This window comes from Brevibacillus sp. NPDC003359, from assembly GCF_042878995.1.
Taxonomy (GTDB): domain Bacteria; phylum Bacillota; class Bacilli; order Brevibacillales; family Brevibacillaceae; genus Brevibacillus.
Genome location: NZ_JBIAOR010000010.1, coordinates 16,961 through 40,737 on the forward strand (window position 1 = coordinate 16,961; position 23,777 = coordinate 40,737).

Annotated in this window: 26 protein-coding genes, 1 pseudogene and 1 riboswitch; of the genes and pseudogenes, 23 read left to right on the top strand and 4 right to left on the bottom strand. The window is 47.4% G+C overall.

Annotation, left to right across the window (positions count from 1 at the left end; translation table 11 throughout):
* The first annotated feature begins 93 nt into the window (after positions 1–93).
* The 7 genes from metA (at position 94) to ACFYU8_RS21015 (ending at position 6,766) form a co-directional block, all read left to right on the top strand.
* Entirely contained in the window at positions 94–1,011 is a 918-nt protein-coding gene (gene metA / locus ACFYU8_RS20985; protein ID WP_390303723.1) for a homoserine O-acetyltransferase MetA, read from the top strand.
* A gap of 135 nt (positions 1,012–1,146) precedes the next feature.
* Complete coding sequence (locus tag ACFYU8_RS20990; protein ID WP_390303720.1) at positions 1,147–2,337, top strand: ROK family transcriptional regulator; 1,191 nt, start codon at positions 1,147–1,149, stop codon at positions 2,335–2,337.
* Positions 2,338–2,431: 94 nt separating this feature from the next.
* On the top strand, positions 2,432–3,544 hold the full coding sequence (locus tag ACFYU8_RS20995) for an Ig-like domain-containing protein (RefSeq protein WP_390303717.1): 1,113 nt from the start codon (positions 2,432–2,434) through the stop codon (positions 3,542–3,544).
* Between the two features lie 112 nt (positions 3,545–3,656).
* Positions 3,657–4,553 (top strand): LysR family transcriptional regulator, encoded by an 897-nt coding sequence (locus tag ACFYU8_RS21000; RefSeq protein ID WP_390303714.1) that lies wholly within the window; start codon positions 3,657–3,659, stop codon positions 4,551–4,553.
* Between the two features lie 114 nt (positions 4,554–4,667).
* Positions 4,668–5,057, top strand: coding sequence for a CidA/LrgA family protein (locus ACFYU8_RS21005; RefSeq protein ID WP_390303711.1), 390 nt, complete (start codon positions 4,668–4,670; stop codon positions 5,055–5,057).
* Positions 5,035–5,733 carry an LrgB family protein gene (locus tag ACFYU8_RS21010; protein WP_390303708.1) on the top strand — a complete coding sequence of 233 codons (699 nt, stop codon included), beginning with the start codon at positions 5,035–5,037 and terminating at the stop codon, positions 5,731–5,733. Before ACFYU8_RS21005 ends, ACFYU8_RS21010 begins: the two co-directional genes overlap by 23 nt.
* 121 nt (positions 5,734–5,854) lie before the next feature.
* Positions 5,855–6,766: a DMT family transporter gene (locus ACFYU8_RS21015; protein WP_390303705.1), complete on the top strand. Its 912-nt coding sequence runs from the start codon at positions 5,855–5,857 to the stop codon at positions 6,764–6,766.
* 114 nt (positions 6,767–6,880) lie between these two features.
* Here ACFYU8_RS21015 and ACFYU8_RS21020 read toward each other — a convergent pair whose 3' ends face one another.
* Positions 6,881–7,072: a hypothetical protein gene (locus ACFYU8_RS21020; protein ID WP_390303702.1), complete on the bottom strand. Its 192-nt coding sequence runs from the start codon at positions 7,070–7,072 to the stop codon at positions 6,881–6,883.
* A gap of 78 nt (positions 7,073–7,150) precedes the next feature.
* Between ACFYU8_RS21020 and ACFYU8_RS21025 the strand changes: the two genes are divergently transcribed.
* Entirely contained in the window at positions 7,151–7,981 is an 831-nt protein-coding gene (locus ACFYU8_RS21025) for a protein-glutamine gamma-glutamyltransferase (protein WP_390303699.1), read from the top strand.
* A 62-nt stretch (positions 7,982–8,043) separates the two neighbouring features.
* Here ACFYU8_RS21025 and solA read toward each other — a convergent pair whose 3' ends face one another.
* The gene (gene solA, locus ACFYU8_RS21030; protein WP_390303696.1) at positions 8,044–9,177 is read right to left on the bottom strand and encodes an N-methyl-L-tryptophan oxidase; all 1,134 of its coding nucleotides are present in this window, start codon (positions 9,175–9,177) and stop codon (positions 8,044–8,046) included.
* 177 nt (positions 9,178–9,354) lie between these two features.
* Between solA and ACFYU8_RS21035 the strand changes: the two genes are divergently transcribed.
* The 9 genes from ACFYU8_RS21035 to motB all read left to right on the top strand — a co-directional run bounded on the left by ACFYU8_RS21035 (position 9,355) and on the right by motB (position 17,130).
* Entirely contained in the window at positions 9,355–11,082 is a 1,728-nt protein-coding gene (locus ACFYU8_RS21035; protein WP_390303693.1) for a methyl-accepting chemotaxis protein, read from the top strand.
* Between the two features lie 288 nt (positions 11,083–11,370).
* Entirely contained in the window at positions 11,371–11,787 is a 417-nt protein-coding gene (locus ACFYU8_RS21040; RefSeq protein ID WP_390303690.1) for a hypothetical protein, read from the top strand.
* Between the two features lie 424 nt (positions 11,788–12,211).
* On the top strand, positions 12,212–13,000 hold the full coding sequence (locus ACFYU8_RS21045) for an ankyrin repeat domain-containing protein (RefSeq protein ID WP_390303687.1): 789 nt from the start codon (positions 12,212–12,214) through the stop codon (positions 12,998–13,000).
* Between the two features lie 102 nt (positions 13,001–13,102).
* Positions 13,103–13,705: a flavin reductase family protein gene (locus ACFYU8_RS21050; protein ID WP_390303685.1), complete on the top strand. Its 603-nt coding sequence runs from the start codon at positions 13,103–13,105 to the stop codon at positions 13,703–13,705.
* A 112-nt stretch (positions 13,706–13,817) separates the two neighbouring features.
* Positions 13,818–14,060 (top strand): helix-turn-helix domain-containing protein, encoded by a 243-nt coding sequence (locus ACFYU8_RS21055; RefSeq protein ID WP_390303682.1) that lies wholly within the window; start codon positions 13,818–13,820, stop codon positions 14,058–14,060.
* Positions 14,061–14,064: 4 nt separating this feature from the next.
* Entirely contained in the window at positions 14,065–14,580 is a 516-nt protein-coding gene (gene def, locus ACFYU8_RS21060; RefSeq protein ID WP_390303679.1) for a peptide deformylase, read from the top strand.
* 110 nt (positions 14,581–14,690) lie between these two features.
* On the top strand, positions 14,691–15,422 hold the full coding sequence (locus ACFYU8_RS21065) for a ZIP family metal transporter (protein ID WP_390303676.1): 732 nt from the start codon (positions 14,691–14,693) through the stop codon (positions 15,420–15,422).
* Between the two features lie 90 nt (positions 15,423–15,512).
* Positions 15,513–16,328, top strand: a complete 816-nt coding sequence (gene motA / locus ACFYU8_RS21070) for a flagellar motor stator protein MotA (protein WP_390303673.1) — start codon at positions 15,513–15,515, stop codon at positions 16,326–16,328.
* Complete coding sequence (motB, locus tag ACFYU8_RS21075; protein WP_390303670.1) at positions 16,321–17,130, top strand: flagellar motor protein MotB; 810 nt, start codon at positions 16,321–16,323, stop codon at positions 17,128–17,130. Before motA ends, motB begins: the two co-directional genes overlap by 8 nt.
* Positions 17,131–17,701: 571 nt before the next feature.
* On the opposite strand, the gene ACFYU8_RS21080 is transcribed toward motB, so the two are convergent.
* Positions 17,702–18,082: a winged helix-turn-helix transcriptional regulator gene (locus ACFYU8_RS21080; RefSeq protein ID WP_390303667.1), complete on the bottom strand. Its 381-nt coding sequence runs from the start codon at positions 18,080–18,082 to the stop codon at positions 17,702–17,704.
* A 284-nt stretch (positions 18,083–18,366) separates the two neighbouring features.
* On the opposite strand from ACFYU8_RS21080, the gene ACFYU8_RS21085 reads away from it, so the two are divergent.
* The 3 genes from ACFYU8_RS21085 (at position 18,367) to ACFYU8_RS21095 (ending at position 21,954) form a co-directional block, all read left to right on the top strand.
* Positions 18,367–20,700: a hypothetical protein gene (locus ACFYU8_RS21085; RefSeq protein WP_390303664.1), complete on the top strand. Its 2,334-nt coding sequence runs from the start codon at positions 18,367–18,369 to the stop codon at positions 20,698–20,700.
* A gap of 16 nt (positions 20,701–20,716) precedes the next feature.
* A complete protein-coding gene (locus ACFYU8_RS21090) occupies positions 20,717–21,028 on the top strand; it encodes a hypothetical protein (protein WP_390303661.1) in 312 nt (103 codons plus the stop codon).
* A 107-nt stretch (positions 21,029–21,135) separates the two neighbouring features.
* Positions 21,136–21,954, top strand: coding sequence for an alpha/beta hydrolase family protein (locus ACFYU8_RS21095; protein WP_390303658.1), 819 nt, complete (start codon positions 21,136–21,138; stop codon positions 21,952–21,954).
* Between the two features lie 41 nt (positions 21,955–21,995).
* Here the strand turns inward: ACFYU8_RS21095 and ACFYU8_RS21100 are convergent, their stop codons facing one another.
* Positions 21,996–22,466 (bottom strand): low molecular weight protein-tyrosine-phosphatase, encoded by a 471-nt coding sequence (locus ACFYU8_RS21100; protein WP_390303654.1) that lies wholly within the window; start codon positions 22,464–22,466, stop codon positions 21,996–21,998.
* A gap of 139 nt (positions 22,467–22,605) precedes the next feature.
* Positions 22,606–22,709, top strand: a riboswitch (guanidine-I (ykkC/yxkD leader).
* A gap of 143 nt (positions 22,710–22,852) precedes the next feature.
* Between ACFYU8_RS21100 and ACFYU8_RS21105 the strand changes: the two genes are divergently transcribed.
* The 3 genes and pseudogenes from ACFYU8_RS21105 to ACFYU8_RS21115 form a co-directional block, all read left to right on the top strand.
* Positions 22,853–23,206 carry a DMT family transporter gene (locus tag ACFYU8_RS21105; protein WP_390303651.1) on the top strand — a complete coding sequence of 118 codons (354 nt, stop codon included), beginning with the start codon at positions 22,853–22,855 and terminating at the stop codon, positions 23,204–23,206.
* Complete coding sequence (locus ACFYU8_RS21110; protein WP_390303648.1) at positions 23,203–23,517, top strand: DMT family transporter; 315 nt, start codon at positions 23,203–23,205, stop codon at positions 23,515–23,517. The genes ACFYU8_RS21105 and ACFYU8_RS21110 overlap by 4 nt, the downstream gene beginning before the upstream one ends.
* Before the next feature lie 146 nt (positions 23,518–23,663).
* Positions 23,664–23,774, top strand: a pseudogene (locus ACFYU8_RS21115) (cation diffusion facilitator family transporter); the annotation flags it as partial.
* Between the last annotated feature and the right edge of the window lie 3 nt (positions 23,775–23,777).

Genomic DNA, 23,777 nt, shown 5'->3' on the forward strand with positions numbered 1-23,777 from the left:
CCCTGTGGATTTGGCAGGAAGGCTAGTATTTTTGTCGAATTTGTCGGATATTGTTTTTCTACCTGTGTTCAAAGGATGGAAAGGGGGATCTTTATGCCAATCAAATTGCCCGACGAATTGCCTGCAACGGAAATACTCGCCCAAGAAAATATTTTTGTGATGAAGGATAGCCGTGCCTTCACACAGGACATACGACCGCTCAGGATCGTCATTCTCAACCTCATGCCAGTGAAGGAAACAACGGAAACACAGTTGCTCCGCCTCCTGGGAAATACGCCGTTACAGGTGGAAATCGTGCTTTTGCACATGTCCAGCCATACGTCCAAAAATACGTCGGAAGAACATTTGTCGATGTTTTATCAAACGTTTGAGGAGATCTGTGACCAGCGATTTGATGGCATGATCATCACCGGAGCGCCTGTGGAACAGCTCGAGTTCACAGACGTCACGTATTGGCAGGAGCTGACAAAAATCCTCGATTGGAAAATGGAGAACGTCACTTCGACACTGCATATTTGTTGGGGAGCACAAGCCGGTCTTTACCACCACTTTGGCGTTCCAAAGCATCCTTTGTCAGAAAAAATGTTCGGAATCTTCCCTCATACACTCAATAAGCAAAATGTGAAGCTGTTCCGCGGATTTGATAACTACTTCCACATTCCGCATTCGCGGCATACCGAAAACCGCAGGGAAGACATTGAGCAAGTGTCAGAGCTGGAGATTTTGTCCGAGTCTGATGAAGCAGGGGTTTACATCGCAGCGACGAGGGATGGCAGACAAATTTTCGTGACTGGACATTCTGAGTACGATCCGACCACTTTGCAAGATGAGTACCAGCGGGATGTGAACAAAGGCTTGGACATTGCTGTTCCGCGTAATTACTATCCAAAGGACGATCCAAGTCGCGATCCTATCGTCACCTGGCGCGCGCATGCGAATTTGCTGTTCTCCAACTGGTTAAACTATTACGTTTACCAAGAGACACCGTATGATTTGAACAACAACAAGTGATAGCAACATAGAAACCATCCGAGGAGATTCGGATGGTTTTTGTTTGGCCCAGTTGACGTAATAAATGGCGACAGGTAGTGTGAGAATAATCGCGCAGGAATGCTACCGGGAATTCAAGCAAGATGGGAGTTTTGTATGATGAAAAAAATCATGAAGCAAGATCAGGACGTGACCAAGCAGCATAACAAACAAATGATCCTCGACATTATCAAAAAGCAGAGACCGATATCGCGTGCAGAAATCGCCAAAATTACACGGATGAGTGCCACATCGATTGGCAGATTTGTCAGTGAGCTGTGCGAAGAAGGACTGATTCGAGAGACGGAGCTGACCTCATCTGGTGTGGGCAGAAAGGCAATCATGCTCGACATCGAGCCGGGGGCCATTTATACAATTGGCGTGGACATGGCAAAAAAGCGCATCAGATTTGGAATCATGGACTTTAGCGAAGCGATTATTGCACAGCACCGGATGGATCATAAAACACAGGATTCTACACCGGAAGAGACGGCTGAACTGATTTGCAACGAAATAGAAGGGATACTCAAACAGACAGGCATTCCGTTAGAAAAAGTGGTCGGGATTGGCATTGGGATGCCAGGGGTAATCAATTATGAGCGAGGGATTGTTCAGCTTTCCACTACGCTGGAGTGGAATGACGTAGCGTTTGCCAGCCTGATTGAAAAAAGGCTGCAAATCAAAACGGTTATCGACAACGATTTGAAGGTGAAAATCCTCTCGGAGTACTTGTACGGATCTGCTAAAGGCTCGAACAAGACAGCCTTGATCGGCATCGGCACTGGTATCGGTTCTGCGTTGATTATCAATGGCGAAGTGTTTCGCGGGGGCTCCAATAGTGCAGGAGAGCTGGGTCATACGACGCTCGATCCGAATGGGAATCTGTGCGAATGTGGAAAGCGTGGATGCCTGCAAACATACATAGACGAAAATTCATTGATCATAGAAGCGCGTCGGGTGAAGGATGTCAGTGATGTCCGTCAGGTGTTCGCGGCAGCGAGAAATGAAGAGCGCTGGGCGAAGGAAATCGTCTCCCGTACTGCGTTGTATCTCGGAATCACGATTAACAATATTGTATGCATGTACAATCCAGATACTGTGATTATAAGCGGTGATTTGGTGGAGAATTATCGCGAAATCATTGATTTGGTCGAGGAGCATAGCGATCAAGTGATCTGGGAGCCATTCAAGGGGAAATTTCGCGTAATTCCTTCCGAATTGAAGGGGGAAGCGATTGTGATGGGAGCAGGTGCTTTGGCGATGCAGCACTTTGCTCCCTTGGCAGGGACATGGGCAGAAGAATCATGACTTTCTTCGGCATTTTGTATTCAACAAGTAAGGCTTTTTACCGATATAGAAAATGGTGGAAAAGTAGAGAGGAAAAGGAGAGGGAGATGTGAGCATGAGAAACTGGAAAAAAGGTATGCTCGCTGCGGCTGTTACAGTTGGGCTGATCTTTTCTAGTGTCGGCCAAGTGCCAGCATTGGCAAATTCCGTGACGACAAGTACGCAGAAGAAAATTTCCAAGCTTGTGATTGATACAAAGACAGTAAAATTGAAAAAAGCGGGGACGCAGCAGTTGACCGTCCGCGTGCAATACACGGATAAAACAACGGAAGACGTCACACAGCAAGCAGAGTGGACTTCCTCCGACAGTGACATCGCCAGCGTTGAAAAAGGCTTGGTAACAGCAGTAAGTTCCGGTAAAACAAGAGTGAAAGCAAGCTTCGGGGGCAAAAGTGTGAATGTCCCTGTTGAAATCGATGTGATTTCCAAGCTCACTGCTGACCAGAAGAAACTGGCTCTCAGCGTGGGAGGCACGAAACAGGTAAACGCAACAGCAACCTTCTCTGACAAGTCTACCGCTGATGTAACGGCTCATGCGGAGTGGGAAAGCGATGATACGGAAATCGTAACGGTAACGAATGGATTGGTTACGGCAGTAGGCTCGGGCAAAGCGAAGATCAAAATGAAGTACGGTGGAAAAAGCGTATCCATTCCAGTAGAGGTGGATGTCGTCTCCAAGCTGGACAGTGATAAGAAAAAAATGTATCTGCGTCTAAACACTACCCAGTCGGTTACGCTGTGGGCTACTTTGTCTACCAAAGAAAAAGTAGATGTAACAAGCAAAGCCAAGTGGACATCCGACGATGAAAAAGTCGCCACAGTTGAAAACGGGGTCGTGACGACTGTAGGCTCGGGCAAAGCGAAAATCAAAGCAACTTACGGTGGAAAAACGATCTCGATCCCTGTAGAGTCTGCTGTCATCTCCAATCTGGAATTGGACACGAAAAAGGCCACGTTCAAAGTCGGCGAATCAAAAGACTTGAAGGTATCTGCTGTCTATACCGACAAAACCAAGGTCGATGTCACAATCGATGCAGATTGGATCTCCACGAATAGTTCCGTTGTGACTGTAGCGGATGGCAAGATCACGGCTGTGAAAGCAGGTCGCGCAACAATTGCGGCTACGTATAATGGAAAAGTCGTAAAAATACAAGTAGCCGTGAAGTAACTCACGCTGGAGGAAAAGCCAGGGCGCGACTGCGTACCTGGCTTTTTCGCGTACTCTCGCCTGTGGTAATCTGTAGCTAACGATTTAGAGTGGACGAAGACGGAGGACACCTATGGATATTCGACAGCTGCAATACTTTGTGGAAGTAGTCAAACATAAAAACTTTACGAAGGCCGCGCAATCTCTCCACGTCTCTCAGCCTTCTATCAGCAAAATGATCAAGGCATTGGAAGAAGAGCTGGAGGTTGTTCTGCTGGATCGGACAGAGCGGAAAATGGATCTGACAGACGCAGGGGAAATGGTCTACAGCTATGCGACCAAAGTGTTGCAGCTGATGGAGGGCATGTCGTCGTCGATTGCAGAATTGCGAAATGTCGAGCGTGGTCGGGTCAAACTGGGCATGATGCCGACCGTGGGTTCTTTTCTCTTGCCGAATGTGATCGCCTTGTTTAAAAAGCAGTATCCAGGCATCGATATCGAGATGAAGGAATACAGCGCCAAACTGCTTGAAATCCAAATGGAACAAGGAAGCATCGATGTAGCATTAACCGTTCTTCCAACGGATCAGGAGAAATTTGTGGCGGTTCCCTTGCTCGCAGAGGACCTCGTCGCGATCGTTCATCGGGAGCATTGGCTCGCGGGAGTCGATGAGGTGAGTCTGGAACAGCTCAAGGACGAGGCTTTCATTTTGTTTACCGAAGAGTACGCGATGCATGATGTGGTGCGCCAAGCGTGCAAGCTGTCCGGCTTTGAACCGAAAGTCGCTTATATGAGCTCTTTATGGGATTTTGTCGGAGAAATGGTGGCGACCCAACTGGGGATTTCACTCGTTCCTCGCTCCATCGTGAGACGCTTGAACAACGGACAATTGCACACCGTCAATATTTCCTACCCGGTGATTGACTGGCAGTATGCGTTGATTTATCGAAAAGAAGGGTATTTATCGCATGCGACAAAGGCTTTCATTTTGTTTGTAGAGAAAATGTACATCCATAACCAAATGGAATAGAATTGATGATTTTTATGTATTGTACGAATGGAATCGAGACGATTTAGAATGAAGGTAACTCGTTCAAAAGGTGACTTTTTGAACAACCTTTGTAGAGGAACCGGGGTGGTCTCGATGAAAAGATGGTTCTCCATCATTGCACAAGTTTTGCTATTGTTCGGCTTCACCTGGCTTGGGAAATGGGTGACCTCGTTTTTTCACCTACCTGTTCCCGGCAGTCTGATCGGACTCGCGCTTTTGTTCATTTGTCTATATACCGGCTTGATTCGTCTACAGTGGGTGGAAGCAGGGGCGACTCTGTTATTCTCGCAGATGATCCTGTTTTTCGTACCATCGCTGGTCGGGATGATGCAATATCCATGGTTATTAGGAGTACAAGGATTGCTGGTGCTTGTGGTTGTCGTAAGCGGTTGTGCGCTTGTGATGATTTCGACAGGCGTTATTGCTGAGCGGATGTTCAATCGTGGAGAGGTGAAACAGCATGATCCTGTGGAAAACGTCTAGCGTGCTCCTGACACTCGTTTTCTTCTATGCAGCAAAACGGTTTAACAAGAAAAGACCGTCTCTGCTGTTTTCTCCGGCCATATTGGCGCCGATTGGTTTGATTCTGTTTTTGCTTATCGCAGGCATTCCTTATCAGGTATACAGTGAATCGACCTCGCTCATTAGTGAGATGATGAGCGTAGTCACAGTGGCGTTCGCGGTTCCGCTGTACCGAAATTGGTCGGTTTTAATGGCGCATCGCCGGATGATATTGACGAGTCTGGCTACGGGTTCCTTCATTGCCATCATTGCAGGTGTCTCCACGACGATGCTGGTCGGTTTGGGAAAAGAAGCGGCGATTAGCGTCATTCCTCGCTCGATTACACTGCCGATTGCGGTGAGCGTAACCGAGGCGATTGGCGGAATGCCTACGATGACGGCGGTATTCGGTATGCTGACCAGCTTTGCTGGCGTTTTTTTGGCTCCCAAAATCATCAAGAGGATGAAGCTCCGCCATCCTGTCTCCATCGGCTTGATGTATGGAATGGGCGCACATGCGTTGGGGATGGTAAAAGCGTTTGAACGTGGAGAAACAGAAGGAAGCAGTGCGACCTTGGCTGTGATCGCCGGAGCGATGATTACGGTGGTGTGGGCGTTTACTTTACTGCCGGTGATCATGTCGTGGCTGGCTGTGTGAAGGAAGGTTTTTCGAAGGATAAAAATGGAAAGTGCAACATGACCCCCCAAATGCTGGAGGAAGGTGTATGATAGAGGACAAATAATTGCTCCACAACTCTATCATCTTGGCAGGAGGCACCATGAGACCGCTGTATATCGTCCTATTACTCTGTACCAGCTTCCTTTGGGGAGGAAACTTCGTTGTCGGTAAATTTCTAGTCGGGCACGCGTCTTCTTTGACGCTGACCAATTTGCGCTGGCTCATTGCAGTTGTTTGCTTGTTGCCGGTTGTTTGGATGCGCGAAAAACGGATTTTTCCAACGCGCGAAGCACTTCTTCCTTTGATAGTGATGGGAGTGACCGGCGTAGCACTATTTAATTTATTCATGTTCTGGGCACTCGAACGGACAGATGCGACCAATGTCGGCCTTTTGTCCACGTTGAATCCGGTTTCGATCGCGATTTTTTCTTTTTTGCTGGTGGGCGAAAAAATTCGACCGTTGCAGATTGTCGCGATGCTTGTCTCGTTCGCGGGTGTGCTTGTGGTGATGACAAAAGGAGACATCGTACACTTGTCTCAATTGCACTTTAACACGGGCGATTTGTGGATGCTTGCCGCTGTCGCCATGTGGGGGATTTACTCCGTATGCGGGCGTTGGGCGATGAAGACGGTCTCGCCGATGATGTCCACACTGTACTCGGGGATTTTCGGTGTCGCGTTGATGCTGCCCTTTAATGTCACCACATTTACAATTAGCAACACAGACTGGACGTTCTGGCTGTCGTTGTTCTACGTTGGTGTAATGGCGACTGTCGTTAGCATGGTGTTGTGGAATATCGGTGTACAAAAGGTGGGCGCTACCTCAGCGGGTATGTTCCTCAATTTCAATCCTATTTTTACGGCCATTCTCGCATTTCTGTTGCTCGGGGAGCGTATGACCATCATCCAATTGCTCGGCAGTCTGATCGTCATTGCCGGCTGCTACATGTTCTCTCGTTTAAAGCACGTCCCGGCTCCGACAGCACATGCAGTCAAGCAAGCACAAGGCTAAAAAGGAAATCCCTCGTCTGGTCAATCAGGCGGGGGATTTTTAGTTAGAAGGTACCGATCCACGAACAAGGCTAGTGAGAAGAAAAAGCACAGGGCTCGTAGACCTTGACAACGCCTACCCAGTCTCCGCTACAAAAAGGAGACCACGCTTGTCGAACACTTCTCCCTTGAGAATCTTCCGCCCGTAGGGTGGCTTTGGCTCGACGGTCCCCTTTTTGTAGTGGAGACGTCCAGTGAATCCCCCCTGCTGGCGTGTCAGAGTCGAAGAGAACTGTGCTTTTTCTTCTCCCCCACTATGTTGACTCATGGTTTTTCTTACTCGATCACTAGGACATGGGCATTCGCATACAAATAAGAAGGACAGTGTGTGAAGGGGAGGTTGTATATGATCGTCATAGCGGGGAGACCAGCTAATCCCGCCTCGTTGGCAGCGGAATGGGGATTAAATCCGGTACAGCGTGAAACGTTAGCGATTATGGCACGAAGTGAGGAAGTATTTGAATATCCGACTCCTGATCTCCTGCAATTTGAGCTGAAAATGCGCGATCATCTGGTGAGGTCTGCCTTGGCACTGAACGAAAGCGGCCTGGCCTTTTCTACTTTTGAAGAATCTCGTGCCAATCCAGCTTACTGGATTCGAACAGACCAGGGCGGATTCCGCTTGCGACCGGGAGTGCTGCCATCCAGCGGGATTATCAATATTTTTCGTGAGGGCCAAAAATACGCCACGGAATGCGCTACGGCGATGGTCGTTATTATTTATCATGCAGTCCTACAGTCCATTCGTTTACCTGATTTTGAGAGAATGTTTGCGGACATTTTGCTTTATGACTGGCGGTACGATCAGGATCTGGACTTGCAAACATTGAGGACAAATACCTTCTTGCCTGGCGATGTGATTTATTTTGCCAATCCTGATTACGATCGCGCGACACCTCAGTGGCAAGGAGAAAATGCAGTCGTGCTCGGCAATGGCTTGTATTACGGGCATGGTGCCGGGATCAAACGAGCGAGTGAGATGGTAGCATTTTTGAATGAACAACGACGAGCGGGAGCAATGAGGTCTGCCTATCTGGTCAATCAGGCGACTCGGCCTGGTTTCGCCTACCTGTTTCCCTACGACAACCGTCGTTCCACCATGCGAGCTTCCGGACTTCCCATACAAGCGAGCAGCCGAGTTACAGCGCAGATCGGTTCTTTGTCTTGGGAGTGGTAAAACGAACAAAAGCCTCCTGCCATAAATGCGGCGAGAGGCTTTTTTCACTCATTCGTGTGTGTTCAGGAGAATCGCTTCCAAGAAAACATAGCCAGGTCAAGGGCAGATGATCCCTCAACGAGCAGTTGGCTGGTCGCTTCCCCGATCGCACTGGCGAATTTAAAACCGTGCCCGGAAAAGCCTGCTGCAAATACAAGCTGTGGGTGTTCAGGATGACGGTCAATGACGAAATGCTCATCCGGTGTCATGGTGTAGATGCATACCTTGCCCTGTCGCAACGGTCCGGCTGCCCCAGGCATATACGCCTCCAAAAAAGAACGAACATCTCCTTCGTCTGACAAATAGGTGCCAAAGGTACGTTCCAGTTTATCAGGATCGATGGCTTGTCCTCCGTCATGGCGTCCGATTTTTACACCATTGCCATCAAAGCTGGGAAATCCGTAGAACATGGAGTCATGGAGGCGAAAGATGAAGGCGGGGAAGCCATCCGCACTGTACTTGCTCTCATCTGCACCAAACCAGGCGACTGTTTTACGTGTAGGCGTGAGAGGGATGGACAAGCCCAATGAGTCCAGGAGCGAACCATTCCAAGCACCAGCGGACAGTAGGACTTTATCGCCGTGGTAGCTGGCAGATTCCGTATGCACGATGAACCCATTTCCTGTTGGCTCCAACTGCGTGACTGGCGTATTGGTCAAAAGCGTAGCTCCTGAGGCAAGGGCGAGCTCTCGATAGGCGCGTATTCCATTTTCGGAATAAAGCACACCAGAAGTAGACTCCAGGCAACCGTAGTAATCAGCAGGCAGGTTTATTCCCGGCCAGCGTTGCATGACCTCATTGGCACTGAGTACTTCCAAGGGAAGGGAGTACTGCTCGGCGCTCTCTCGAATTTCATTCAGGAAAGGACAATGCAAGGGTCCAGCATTTAACACACCTGTTTTGGCGAAGATCGGTAGTCCTGATGCTTGTTCCAATTCTGACCATAATTGCTGCGCCCGCAATGCAAGCGGGACGTACTGTTTTCCTTCTCCATACGCATGACGAATGATACGTGTATCGCCATGATGACTGCCCATCGTGTGCGGGGGATCAAAAGCATCGATCATGAGTGTACGCACGCCTTGCTTCGCCAAATAGTAGCCGGCTGCCATTCCCATCGATCCTGCTCCAACAATAATGACGTCGTAGTTTTGCATTAGTAGTCCTCCATTCCGTTTCATTTTCATCTATCTTACAGGAGTTTTCTGAATGGTGGATTTTAATTTTTGCGTAAAGATCTATATTTTTGTGCGCATTAAGGTTTATTCCATCAGTTGGGAGGGAAAAGGAGATTACGCTATCATCATTAAGTCAAGAAAAGTGGTGTTTACGAAATGAAATGGACGATCGGAAAAAAACTGGGCGGTGCATTCGCATTTGTCCTGGTCATCATTATCTTTACGGGAGTAACAAGTATTGTAAAGATGCAGGAAATGAACCAGAAGATGGTGGAAATGAATACAAGCTGGCGCCCGGGATTAGAAGACATTCTGAAGATCAACATGACGCTGGAAACCATTTACGGAGTTACTCAAACCATGCTCACAACAGAGAACATGGATGACAAGAACAAGTACGCAAAAACAGTGGATGACCAATTTGCCTATATTGACGGGCTATTGGCCAGCTATGAAAAAACGATTGTCGGTGAAGAGGACCGCCAAAATTATGAGGGATTGAAGCAGGCACTGAAAAAATACGAGGAATTCAACCCTCAGTATGTTGAAATCGGCAAAAGAGTGGATATCAGAACGGCTGCTACAGATGCAGACATGGCCGAGCTGGAAAGTATCAAGAAAAAAGGTAGTGAACTGTTTCTTGATCGCAAGAAATACTTGGATGCACTGATTACGTATAACAGCGAGGGAGCTCAACGCGTTGGCACGGAAAGCGCACACCTGTACGAATCCGTAAAACGCGATATGCTCATCGTCATGGTTGTCTCTGTGATTGCAGGTATATCATTGGCTATCTGGCTGACAGTAAATATCCGTCAACCGATCGTGCGTTTGATGGAAGAGATGAAGAAAGTCGCTGATGGAGATTTGCGAGCAGAGCCATTGGTTGTCAAAACTCGTGACGAGATTTTGGATCTGACGAATTCGTTTAATGAAATGGCGACCAGTTTAACTTCTGTCATTCGTCAGGTAGGTGGGACCTCGGAGCAGGTAGCCGCATCGGCAGAGCAATTGACGGCAAGTGCAGATCAGACGAGCAGGGCCACCGAACAGATTGCTGTTACTGTTCAAGAGGTGGCAGCAGGCGTTGATCGTCAGGTAACGAGTGTAGAGAATGGGGCGAAATCCATTGATGATATGTCACGAGGAATTCGTCAAATCGCAAATAACGCACAGCAAACATCCAATATGGTGAGCGAAGTCGCCAACATGGCAGGAGAAGGGAACCAATCGATTCAGGCAGCGGTTCAACAAATGAATGCGATCCATACCTCCATGCGTGAGCTCTCATCCGTGGTAGACGGTCTGGGCAGTCATTCTCAAGCAATCGGAGAGATCATCGAGGTTATTACAGGCATTGCGGATCAAACCAACCTGCTTGCCCTCAATGCAGCGATTGAAGCAGCACGAGCTGGAGAGCACGGCCGTGGATTCGCGGTTGTAGCAGATGAAGTACGGAAGCTGGCAGAGCAGTCGGCACAGTCTGCTCAAAAAATCGCGCAATTGATTAGTACGATTCAGACAGATACAAAAGTCGCGGTCGAATCGATGGAAACAGGTACCCGGGAAGTGCAGGAAGGAATTCGCGTCGTTCATCGTGCGGGCGAAACTTTCGGTCATATTCAGAACTCGATTGGCACAGTAGCCGACCAGATTCACGATGTGTCTGCATCTGCCCAGGAAGTGTCTGCCCATTCCGAACAGGTCGTACAAGCGATGGAGCTGGTTAGTGAAGTTTCCGATTTGACTGCTGATGGTACGCAAAACGTTTCCGCTGCTACACAGCAGCAGCTCGCTTCTATGGAGGAAATCGCTTCATCAGCGACAGCTCTTTCCAATATGGCAGAAGAGCTACAGCACATGATTCGTCGATTTAAGGTGTAGGCATATACCGTACAAATGAATGCAAAAACGCCAATGTGATTGGCGTTTTTCTTTTTTTAGAAAAAGTTAATCTTTACGAAATAGTTCATTAAGGACTGGTTTAGTAGGAGTTTATCTCTTCCGACTACGATAGATTCAGAGGGTTGATCCCCCATCGTAGACAAGGAGATGATCGTATGAAGAAAACGAAAAAGCACCTCTCACTACTTTTACTCGCGTCGATGCTTGGAACAGGGGTAGCGGTTCCTTTCAACGTTCTGAACGCTTGACTCGAATGTCACTTATCAGGTGGAACCAGTAGGCGAATGGGCTACAGCACGAAATGTGTCCGTTACAACGGATGCCCAACCAGATGAAAATGCAGAAGTACGTAGCATCAAGTCGCTCAATCCGATCATATTGGAAGTTACCTTCTCTGCACCACTTGTAACAGAAGATCTGGCGCTTGCACAAGCACAGGAAAATTTCCAATTTGATAACGGTTTGACGATTCGCAATATCCCGCAGTTAAAAACAGGGACAACAGCTACCTACTTTGTTCCAACGACGCCTCAAGCTTCTGACACGGCTTACACGTTGACATACGAAGACGACCAAGCTGGCAGTTTTGAAACAAACAGCGATAGGCTGGACATGGTCGAAGCCCGTCAGGAGCCAAAATTCCGTTTGCCAGCAGGGGAGACACTGATTCCAGGTGTAGAATAAACCGTTATATCTGATTGGGCCGATATTAAGGATGCTAAGTTCACGGCAAAAGCGATCAACCCGCTTACAATTCGCTCTGTAGAAGAAGTAAACGAAACCACGCTGGAGGTAAGACTGAGTACGGATCCGCGAGATGAGCTGTTTGCTTTCCGCCAAATCAAGCTAACAGCACCAGACGGAACAGAGCTGGTTGCCCAATACAAGGTCACAACACGCAAAGGCGCTACAGGAATCTTTGAGATCATGAACGGTGGCAAAATAGAACCAAACACCATGTATTCCGTTTCTCCAGTAGGTCAATGGGCAGGACTGACCTTCACTACAAAATAAGAACGAACGAAATCTCTTAACAGGTGAGCTAAGCTCGGTCCGCAACTGGGCTTAGGCCTTTATCTCAATGACATACCAAGGAGGAAGGTACCCGATGTACAGACTCATTCTCACTGCGATCCCATTTGGAATGCTGTTGACTGGCTGCATGGATGAAACGACTACAACAGCTCCGGCTGTAACGACCGCACAGCATCAGCAGCAACAACAACCAGCAACACCACAGCCACCGCAGCAACAGTCTCAACCAGGGAAAAAACCAACTCTATCTCAAGAAGAAGTGAAAGACCTGAACAAAAAACTACTCTCTGCCGCAGCCGAGGGCAAAACAGATGAAGTCAAGGCTAGCTTGGCAGCAGGGGCTGAGATAAACGCACAAGATGATCGTGGCAGAACAGCGGCGATGGCGGCTACACATGGCAACCATGTGGAAACTGTGAAAGCTCTCATTGAAGCAGGAGCTGACATCAATATTCAGGATGACCGGCAAGATAATCCGTTTTTGTATGCGGGAGCAGAAGGATACTTAGAGATCTTGAAGCTGGTGATTGATGCAGGTCCAGATACGAAGATTTACAACCGCTTCGGAGGAACACCTTTGATTCCAGCGGGAGAACATGGGTATGTGGAAGTAGCAAAAGAACTTCTTACCCGGACGGATGTAGACGTCAACCATGTGAACAACCCGGGATGGACAGCATTGATGGAAGCTATCGTATTGAACGATGGTGGAAAAAAACAACAAGAAATGGTCCAACTGTTAATCGACCACGGAGCTGATGTGAACATCCCAGATAGCGAAGGAAAAACACCTCTGTATCGTGCAAAAGAACGAGGTTATAACGAGATTGTACAAATCCTGCAAAAAGCAGGAGCACGCTAATTTGCGGAGGTAGCATACATTCACACTTCGATCGTGATGGAAATATTCCTCGACTAGAATGAGTTGTAGCAAGATTGATTCTAGTCAAAGGAGGCTATGTTCATGACAAGCCATACTACCATCCAACCGAAGATTTTGTATTACGGAACTCCCGTCGTCTTGTTGACGACCGAAAATGAAGATGGAACAACGAATATCAGTCCCATTTCATCCTCATGGGCGTTAGGAAATTATGTCATTCTGGGTCTCGGGTTTGGCTCTCACGGATTGGAAAATTTGCGTCAGCGGCCGGAGTGTGTCATCAATTTGCCGGATGCCTCCATGTGGCAGCAAGTGGAAGCTCTGGCTCCGCTCACAGGCCGCAATCCCGTACCGGCCTATAAAAAGGAGCTGGGCTTCCGCTATGAAGCGGATAAGTTTCAAGTGGGCAATTTGACTCCTGTAGACTCTGCTATCGTTCGTCCAAAGCGAGTGGGAGAATGTCCGCTTCAACTCGAAGCAGTCGTCCGCACCATCCGTTTTCCAGACTATGCCGACATGTTTGCAATCGTGGAGACTGAAGTGCGTCACGTACATGCAGCCAAACAGATTGTCCAAAGCGCTCATCACGTGGACCCCCAAGCATGGAATCCGCTGATCTACAACTTCCGCCATTATTTTGGTCTGGGTAATCAGTTGGGAAAAACATATCGCTCGGAAACGTAGAACGTCAAAAACGCCAAGTTTTTGGCGTTTTTTTATTTCTGTAGGCAAAATATGGTATATTAGGTGTTGCCTAATAAAGTTAGTTAACACCGAAAATTTAAGGGGTGAAAAGATGCTTGTCTGGATGTTGCGAAAAGTAATGGCAGATAGAGGAATTTGGACGGGAGCCGCTTTAGCAAGGCTGTTGAAAGAGAAAGCAAATTACAGTCTGTCCCCAGCCTCCATCAGTGCTTTACTGACCAGTCAACCCAAACAAATGAAAGCGGAGACACTTGATGCACTCTGTACAGCTCTGGAGTGTACACCAAATGACTTGTGGGCCTATACACCACCTAATAGAGTGAAGGGAGCATAAAAATATGGCAGTGAAACAGATTTTGCCTTTTGGAGACCCGATCTTGCGTAAAGTAGCCAAGCCGGTGGAAGAGCTGAATGCGAAAACGTTCAAGCTACTGGATGAGATGGCAGAAACCTTGTATGCCACGGATGGTCGTGCTGGCCTTGCCGCACCTCAAGTAGGAATACTTCGCAGAGTCATTGTTATGGATTGCGGAGATGGATTAATTGAGCTCATGAATCCGGAAATCATAGAAATGCGTGGCGAACAAATCGGAATGGAAGCTTGCTTATCTTTTCCGGGTTACTATGGCAATGTAAAGAGAGCCGAGCACGTAAAGATAAAGACGCTGAACAGACAAGGCGAGGAAATGATCCTTGTGGCAGATGGATTCCTTGCTGTTTGTACGCAGCATGAAATCGATCATTTAGACGGAATTTTATTTGTGGATCATGTTCAGGAAAAATGGCTGTATCATGAAAAAACAAGACAAAGAATTGAGCTGCTGGATGTGATCCGCTTAACAAAAAAGGCGTAACGTCTCCATCCGGGAAATAAGATAGGAGAAGGCCGTTTGTTCCGGATATCTTTTCTGTGAACCTAAATGGTATCATCAGAAGAGCGGCATTAATACGTGGAGGAACACACATGGAACAACTACTGATAGGTAGCTTTCTTTCTGCCATGGCTACTGGTGTGGGCGCCTTGCCTATCCTTTTTTTCAAGTCGGTATCACATCGATGGCGGGATATATTGCTGGCGTTTACGGCTGGAATTATGGTGGCTGCCTCGACATTCAGTCTGATCCCACAGGCACTACATAGCGCGCCATTTATTATCGTTTGTTTGGGAGTACTTACGGGAACATTGTTGCTTACGGTGTTGGAAAGCATCGTTCCGCATATCGATCTGGAGCATACGAGAATCAACATATCGATGGATTCGCAATCGCTGCTTATTTTGTCTGCGATTACCTTGCACAATATTCCAGAGGGCTTGTCCGTTGGGGTGAGCTATTCGAGTGAACAGTCCGGCTTGGGTGGCCTGATTTCTTTTGCAATCGGTCTGCAAAATGCACCAGAAGGCTTTCTGGTGGCTCTTTTCCTGATCAATCAAAAGGTCAGTCGTCTCAAGGCATTTATATTGGCTACGATGACCGGAGCAGTCGAAATCGTCTCTGGAATCTGTGGCTATTATCTGACCTCTGTGGTACAAGGGCTGGTACCATATGGGCTTTCCTTTGCCGCAGGCGCGATGCTGTTTATCGTTTACAAGGAACTCATCCCCGAAAGCCATGGAGATGGTCATGCTCGTTCCGCGACTTTTTCGTTCATCCTAGGACTTTTGGTCATGATTGGACTAGTTCAGTCGTTCGGATGAGCGTTTTTTTCGAAAAGCCTCACAAGTGAGCGCAAAAATTCCGAAACCATATATAGATAGATTTCGATTATGGAAGTAGGGAGTGTCACGATGGAAAAGTCTACCTTGATAGGTTTAGTTCTAGGTATTATCGCAGTAGTGGTCGGGATGATCTTGAAGCATGCGAGTCCCATGTCATTACTGAATCCAGCAGCAATTATGATCATCATCGTAGGTACTATTGCTGCCATTTTCAACGCATTTCCCATGTCGGAAATTAAGCGTATTCCTGCCCTTTTCAAGATAATTTTTAAAGAACAAAAGCTCCCTGAAAAAAAAGAGTTGATCGGTCAATTCATGAACTGGGCTTCCATCGCGCGTCGCGAAGGATTGCTTGCACTGGAAAACACGTCTGATGAGATTGAAGACCCATTCCTGCGTAACGGTATGAAGATGATCATTGATGGTGGCGAACCGGATTTTGTCCGCGATGTCCTGAACGAAGAGATTCACGCTATTGAAGAGCGTCATCAGGCGGGTGCACTCGTCTTTAGCCAAGCGGGAAGCTACGCTCCGACACTCGGGGTATTGGGTGCGGTTGTCGGTCTGATTGCGGCCTTGGGTAACTTGAGTGACATCGATGCTTTGGGTATATCCATTGCGGCTGCTTTCGTAGCTACGTTGCTCGGTATTTTCACTGGTTACGTATTATGGCATCCGTTCGCAACCAAGCTCAAACGGAAATCAAAGGCGGAAATCGAAATCAAAAAAATCATGGTCGAAGGATTGCTTTCCATTCAAGCGGGTGTATCCCCGACTGCGATTGAACAAAAGCTGCTGGTGTACATTCCGTACCAAGAACGTGTAGAAATGAAAGAAGAAATGAAGGAAGAGAAGAGGGAGGAAGGAGCTGCGGTAAATGGCTAAGCGACCAAAGAGACATGCTCATCATGAAGAGCATATGGACGAGTCTTGGCTAATTCCATACGCGGACTTGCTCACCCTTCTGCTCGCTTTGTTTATCGTGTTGTTCGCCTCTAGCGAGATGGATGCGAAGAAGTTCGACCAAATGGTTCGGTCCTTCAGCGTTGCAATCAACGGCGGGGTGGGAGTCATGAACTACCCAAGCCCGGTACCATTAGATCCGGCCCTTCAGCAGCAAACCTTGCACAAAGGCGCACAGGAAGCAGAAAAACAGAAGACAGAAGAAGAAAAGCGTCTGGAAGAAGCGGTCCGCAAAGAGACAGAGGACTTGAAAAAGCTACAGACAAAGCTGGACGGATACATTCAGCAAAACAAGCTGCAGGACAAGCTCCAGACCAAGCTGACCGAAGAAGGACTGCTGATTACCATTTTGGACAATGCGCTGTTTGACTCCGGTAAAGCTGATCTGAAACCGGAAGCGAGAAAGCTTGCGTCTGAAATGGCAGCGATGCTGGTGCCTCACCCGAAAAAAGTGACCGTAACTGGTCATACGGACAATGTGCCGATCCGCCGTGCAGAGTTCCCGTCTAACTGGGATCTCAGTGCGAAGCGATCTGTTAACTTTTTGAAGGTCCTGCTAGAAAACAAGAATCTAGACCCGACGAAGTTCAGCGCGACAGGCTTGGGTGAATACCATCCAGTCGCTCCGAATACAACAACAGAAGGCAGAGCGAAAAACAGACGGGTAGAGGTAGCGATCCTGCGTGATTTGGCTTCTCCTCCGAAAAATAGTGTGAATCCGTAATAACAAAAAGGATAGCTTCCTCGAGAGGCTATCCTTTTTCATTTATAGTAGCTGTAGTGGAGGGGAAGAAGCCCATTTCCAGTCTACGCTTCGGCCTACGCCCTACTGAGGGTAGGGACTGTCCGCTCCGAAATGAACGTCGGGAGCGTTTCAAAAGTAGAGTTTCGAGGATGTATTCGCAGAGGTTGAAGCTGAAAACCCCCGCCATTCATTTCTCCGCTAAGTAGGGCTCCAGAGGCGCTAGGACTGGAAATGTGCTTCTTCCCACGCGGCTTTTTTCTACTTCTTGAAAGTAGCATTCAAGAGGCTTTTTCTTGAAAATTGCAGGTTGAATCCCGAACAGCTCACAGAGGAAACAGGAGAAATAAGCGAAGATCTTTGGACACACCTACCGAGGCGCAGTGAAAAAAAGAGAAACTGCCATTAGCGTCCACCTCTGAGAAGCCTCCTGAACAGTCGACTTTGGTCGCGGTTTCGCTTTTTTTCACGGAGCCGGGCACCCCCAGCTTCCCCGCAGGTGTTCCAAGAATCTGAGCGTTTTCTCCTGTTTCCTCCCCACCACAACAGCTAGTCAGACGGACGACTCCCCCAACGCCAGCTTCAATTGCCCCATCCGCATTTCTCCCCACTCATACATCATTTCCACAATGGGCAACAAAGTCATCCCCAGCTCCGTCATGGAATACTCCACGCGCGGGGGAATCTCAGGGTATACTTCCCGGTGAACAATTCCGTCTTCGATTAGCTCTTTTAACTGATTCGTCAGCATTTTATGTGTGATTTTGGGGAACAACCGTTGCAGCTCGCTAAAGCGATGCGGTCCTTCTACCCCTAAATGCCACAGAATCACGACTTTCCATTTTCCGCTGAACATTGACAAGGTCAGCTCCTTGGAACAGGTGAAATCACCGTTTTTTATTTTTTCCAAGGTTTCTTTCCGTAAGTCGGACATGTTTTTCTCCTCACTATTCTCAGTGCAATGGCCTTGCCAAAAAAGTGCATTCTTATGTTGCTCCTCGTTTGCAACAATAATAAGTCTTGTTGAAGCCATTCAATTATAACGCATCGCATTCCTATGGTGTGTATTCAAAGTATTTTTGGACATGCCAGGTTGCCAGAAAGTACAGGGAACCTTTTTTGTCGTTCCTTCACATGTGGCAAAGGGAAGCCATTTTTAAAGCAAATGAATAATTCCTTATAACTGTAAGACATACTTTGAAAAAGGAGGAAACCTGCATGGAAATTCGTACTGGATTATTGAGTTTTCCCAGCTTAAAAGGTACTGGTCCACGAAAAGCAGAGGCAGTTTTTAACTTTAACCAAACTGTAAATCAGGCTGTTGCCGGATTAATAGGGACCAATTTTGGATTCACACGTCAAGAGTTTTGTAGTGGATCTTTCTGTTTTTATTTAGGTGACCATAATCTAGGGAACGTAAATATTCGTCTGGATACACGGGTAGATGATGACGTCGTTATCGTCGAAGGTACATTTGGTGTGCGCGATTGGAGCGATAATTGGGACGATCTATATGAGGGAAGCATACAATTTGTGTTACTGGCGGAATTAGAAACGGGAGTTGCTCCTTCGAATCTTTCTATAACAGGAGTGGAACACAGCCAAGCCATTCAATTTTTCCGCTCTCAGTTACATCTTGATCCTGCCACAGCACAACCAGACAATTCCATTGGCTTGGTTGCTGGGAAGAATACAGTTTTGCGTGTTTATACAGATACACAGTCAGATCCAACACGTCCGGTGATTGGAAGGATTTCGGGTTTATTGGAAGTTCGTCTACCAAATAGTGGAAACTGGACTCCCATAAGTCCGATAAATGGACCTATTGTACCTAAAACAGACTCTACCATCAACCGCCGAAATCCTGATGACACTTTGAATTTTTTGATTCCGGGTGCTCTCTGCGTAGGGAATGTTGATTATCGCATTCGCGTATTTGACGTGTTACAACCGAATCAACCGGGCTATTTTAGCGGGAGATTTCAAAACACACTAACGTTTAATGAGGTGTCGCCATTACGGGTAAGAGGGGTTGGTATTCGGTACACTGGTAAGCAACCTAACCTTGCTGCACCCAATGAAATTGCGTTAAGCAGTACGCTCAGTTATGTTCGGAAAGTATATCCATGCCGAGTCTTTATTACAGGCTTTGACATCATTGATTTCGATGGTGACCTGACAGAGAAATCTGGTGATGGGTGTGGTGACGGTTGGAGTGACTTACTTGGGAAACTTAGTGAAATGAGGGGAGATACCGGGGATGTTTACTATGGGTTGTTACCAATAGGCGTTCCAACCAATCAATACATTGGGTGTGGTCGCAGTGGAGTAGGAGCTGGCTTTATTTACAATGGTGAAATTGCTGCTCACGAAATAGGCCACGTTTTTGGAAGAATGCACTCTCCCTGCGGCAAGCCCCTGAATATTGATCCAAATTATCCAGTATATGATGCACTTCCTTCTGGGAGCATCGGTGAAATTGGCATTGATGATCTGGGGAATGCACAAGATCCGGCATACACATTTGATTTCATGGGCTATTGCGACCCACGCTGGGTGTCACCCTACACGTATAAGGCATTGCAACAAAAGTTTCCGCCCATTTCTCATACCGAAAATAGATTGGATCTGCCAGAAAAAAAGGGTGCATCGAGTGAACATTTATTTTTAAAGTTTCATATTTACCGCGGAGGAAAAGTAGAAGTTTTTCCGAGCTTCCACTATCTGTCCCAACCTGCGATTGAATCGGGAGAATGGACTACATACGCAATTGAGCTACGCGACTGTCATAACAAAGTCTTGCATGCAAAAAGAATATATTTGACGGATCCACACAAGGATCTTGACAGTGCCCGATTGGATTTTTACGTGCCTGTCCCATTTCACCCACATACAATGCAGATTGTATTTACGTGTGGTGCAAGTGGAAGTTGTGAACAGAAAGAATTGCTCGTAGTGAACGTTCCAAGTGATCCACCTAAAGTACATATTCTGTCGCCACAAGGGGGGAAACAACTTTCCGGAAAAGTACGTGTAGCTTGGAAAACGGAAGCCGGTAACAAAACAGCTTCTTACCTGCTCCGTTACAGTAACGACGGGGGAAGGAGCTGGAGGGCTGTGGCACCTTCGATGGAAGTAACTGAATACGAAATGGAACTTGATCATTTACCTAGCGGAGGTGCTTGCCAGTTTCAGGTACTGGCTACTGAAGGTATTCGAACGGGTATGGCAGTAAGCGAACCTTTTCAAGTTCCAGAACGACCATGCAAGGTATATATTAACAATCCAGTTTATGGAGCGATCTTTAGGCTTGGTCAAGTGATCCACTTCATGGGGGATGCGTTCTCACCTGATATTGGATCCGTACACCCCTCCAAACTTCATTGGTACTCCGATATTGGTGGACTGCTTGGAGTAGGACAAGAGATTTATGTTAGATCATTACAACCAGGATCACACACGATTTCTTTAAAGGTTCTGGATAGGGATAACCAAGAGTGTGCTGCTTCAACCCATATCGTAGTGAAAAATCCAATTATATATGAGCGGTAAGAGGTGATTTTATATTATGGAAATGAAAACAGATTTCATTAGCTTTGGTAGTTATTCTGGTGATGGTCCACGAACTGCTTCAAAACATATCGTATTTGGCAGTAACGTTTTGAAAGCAACTGCTATATTAACTGGTACTGAATTTGGATTTTCTCCAAGAGACGATAATAATCTGGGAATGGTTAACATCAAGGTTGACGCGACTACACCTGATAATTCCAATTTAGTCACAGTGACGGCAACACTAGGAGTTCGTGACTGGTCTGGCACATGGGATGACAAGTACGAGGGCAAAATCTATTTTGCAGTTATTGCAGAACTTATTTAGCCTGGCCTAGTGACAATCAGGCATGACCTTCTTGACATAGTAAAATGAATCAGTGATAATAGGATTTATATCAAAGTAAACAACTCGGAATACTAAAAATAAAAGAGGTGAGTTCTTTGGAACGGATTTTGCAAATACCTAGCGACACGATTTCGTTGACGGCTACCCTGCATGAACCTGCATGCACAACAGGCAAGACAAGAGTGAAATACCCGTTGGTTGTCATTTGCCATGGCTTTATCGGCAGTCGGATTGGAGTGAACCGCTTGTTTGTAAAAGCTGCCAGAGAATTAGCTTCACACGGTTTTGGCGTTTTGCGCTTCGATTACGGAGGCTGCGGGGAAAGCGACGGTAATTATGGTGCAGGTGGCTTGGACGTCCTGTTTGCACAAACACGTGATGTTCTCGACCATGTTTTCACGCTGGAACAGGTAGATCAGGAGCGTGTGTGCCTGTTAGGGCATAGTTTGGGTGGAGCGGTCAGTGTACTGACAGCGAGCCAGGATAAACGAATACACTCGCTTATCCTATGGGCACCGGTAGCAAGACCCTTTGATGATATCGTTCGGATCGTGGGCGAAAAGGAATACAAGGAAGCACTTTCATACGGCAAAACGGATCATTTGGGCTACGAATTGGAGAGGCGCTTTTTTCAGTCGCTGGGTACCGCTCTTCCGTTGCGTCAAGCCAAGCAGTTTGAGGGAGATGTGTTAATCCTGCATGGCAATCGGGATGATGTCATTGCGGTGGATGCCATGTTCCACTATGAGAGAGAGCTGCATCTGCGGAGACGGGGGAGCTGCGAAACAGAAGTAGTAGTAGGGGGAGATCATACCTTTTCTTCGGCGGACAGCTACAAACGCTTGATTGCGAGTACGAAGAGTTGGCTGGCAAGACTGCAGGAGAAGGAAACAGTTGCAGTATAAAAACTTTTCACATTGATAAAAAAAGGGATGCCTGGTAACGGCTATCCCTTTTTTGCGATCGTTGTTTTGATGTCCTCCAGCAGCCCGCGACAACCTGCATTCACCAGGTCATACACATACGTAAATCGCCCGGTATAGTAAGGGTCCTCCACATTTTGTTCCTGGGCAGAATCGGCAAAGTCGAGCAAGCGGTGCACCTTTTTCTCTGACAGTGCCATCTGATTGAGTGCCGACAAATTTTCCTCATCCATGCAGACGATATAGTCGTACTCCGAGAAGTCCTGCGCGACAATTTGGCGAGCACGCAGTGTGTCATGCGCGATCCCGTTCTCAATTAGTACCTTTTGCGTACCATTGTGTGGAGGTTCCCCAGCGTGCCAGCCACCAATCCCCGCCGAATCGATGGAGATTTCCCCTGCCAATCCCTCCGCCTCTACGAGATGTCGAAATACGGCTTCAGCCATAGGCGAGCGACAAATATTGCCCAAACAAACGAACAAGACTTTCGTCATACGTACGTTCCTCTCTTCCTGTGTATCATGCTTCTCTTTGTAGAATACCATCTTTTGCCGAAGTGTCGCACGTTCATTGCCAAACGCGGCGCTTTTTGATATGATAAGGGCAGTTACCCCAAGAAACGAACTGCATATGTACTGAGTTTTCTAGGGTTCCGCGGACAGTCATCTGGCCGGTCAGGACCGAGAGAAAACCCACGACCACGGTCGTGTACACGGAGGGATAAAAGCCCGGGAGGAATATCTGTGATGGTATTCACCCGAGGCTTTTTTTGCATTCGGAAAAAGCCTGAGCCATCTTGGATGAGTATGTAATTTGGGGAACGATAAAAACGGATACGTCCGTTGTCATGAGCGTAAAAGAAAGAGGAGGGAGCCAGAACATGGGGAAATATTGGTTGATGGTTGTCGTAGCAGCAGTATTTGAAGTCATGTGGGTAGCGGGCTTGAAGCACGCCGACAGCTTTTGGTCGTGGGCATTGACCGTCTTAGCGATTATTATCAGCTTTGGCGTTTTGATCTATTCAGGGAAAAAGTTACCGACGAGTACGGTCTACGCGATCTTCGTTGGTTTGGGTACGGCTGGTACCGTGATTAGCGAAATGTTCCTGTTTGGAGAACCGTTCAGCTGGACAAAAGTGGGCTTGATCGCACTTCTTCTGGGGGGAATCCTTGGATTGAAGCTGGTCACACCGGATCATGAAGAAAAGCCGCGAAAGGAAGGTGAAGTGGCATGACATGGGTAGCCTTGGTTTTTGCAGGGTTGTTTGAAGTCGTAGGCGTGATGGGGATTACGCAGGTCAACACGAAGCCTTCTTTCCGTTCCTTTGCGGTACTGATTGGCGGTTTTTCGATCAGCTTTCTTCTTCTGTCTCTTGCGATGAAAGAAATCCCTATGGGGACAGCCTATGCGGTTTGGACAGGTATTGGTACAGTAGGTAGCGCCCTTGTCGGGATGCTGTTTTATGGAGAAGCAAAAGACAAGCTGCGGATCTTGTGCATCGCAGTGGTGATTATTGCAGTAGCAGGATTGAAATTAGTCGCATAAGGTAGCGATAACAAGAAAAGGCAGATAATCCACTTCGGATGTCTGTCTTTTCTTTGTTTATATGTTCCATTTCTCATAAGGAACACGCCTTGCGAATAGGGAATAGTAAAGAAAATTGTCTCGATCAAGGAGGGAATGGCAGCAGCATTCGCGACAGCTTGCTCACTGATCCGGATATTAGCGATGTGACGATGGGGATTTTGGAGGACAACAGTGTGGACGACTGGAAGCAACTTACTAGCCAGGAGACTACGTAGAAG